General features: G+C 67.0%; 1 pseudogene. It reads right to left on the reverse strand.

Features of this window, described 5'->3' with window-relative positions:
- Nucleotides 1-861 (reverse strand): annotated as a pseudogene (locus tag EN925_RS37820) (peptidoglycan-binding protein); the annotation flags it as partial.

Here is an 861-nt window from a genome sequence, read left to right on the forward strand (position 1 = left end):
GCTGCCGCATCCAGCGGCTTGGCCTTCCACAGCTCGGTCGCGGCGCGGGCGCGCTCGAGCTGCTCGGGCCGCAGCGCATTGGCGATCTCGTCACGCTTGGCCGCCGCATCCTTGTCGCCTGTCTTGGCGACGAGCGCGAACCATTTGTAGGACTCCTCGAGGTTCTGCTTCATGCCGACGCCCTTGGCGGCGAGGATGCCGAGATTGAACTGGCTGTCCTTGACGCCGACGTCGGCCGCCGCCTGGAACCAGTGCGCGGCCGATTCATTGTCGGTCACGCCGTCAGCCGCCATGGCAAACAGCACGGCCAGATTGTGCATGCCGCTGGCGTTGCCCTGTGCCGCGGAAAGCTGGTACCAGGTCTTCGCCTTCTTGATGTCGCGCGCGACGCCGATGCCCTTTTCGTAGAAATTTCCGATACGGTATTCGGCCGGCGCGAAGCCGAGTTCCGCCGATTTCTCGTACCATTTGGCCGCTGCCGCCATGTCTTCCTTGACGCCGCGCGACTCGGCATAGCGCGAGCCGATTTCGAACAGCGCCTTGGCGTCGCCGCTGGCAGCGGCATCACGCAAGGCGGCCGGGCCGGCGTCAGCGGGAATGTCGAATTTTGCCGTCGTCGCCGGCGAAGCGTCCACCGGCGGAACCGCGCCCGTGGTGTCCTTGGCGGTGGTCGGCTCTGTCGCCATAGGCTGGATGCCGGTGGCGGTATCGGTATCGGCAGGTTCGGCGGCGACCGGAACGGTCGAGGCCGGCGCAGCCGAAGCTATCGTCGTCTCGGACGCCGCTGGGTTTGCATCGGCCGATGTAGCCAAGGCGACGGGGGCGGGAACCGGTTCTGCGATCGGCGCGGCACCCATCGAC

This window comes from Mesorhizobium sp. M7A.F.Ca.US.006.04.2.1, from assembly GCF_004022915.1.
Lineage (GTDB): Bacteria > Pseudomonadota > Alphaproteobacteria > Rhizobiales > Rhizobiaceae > Mesorhizobium > Mesorhizobium ciceri.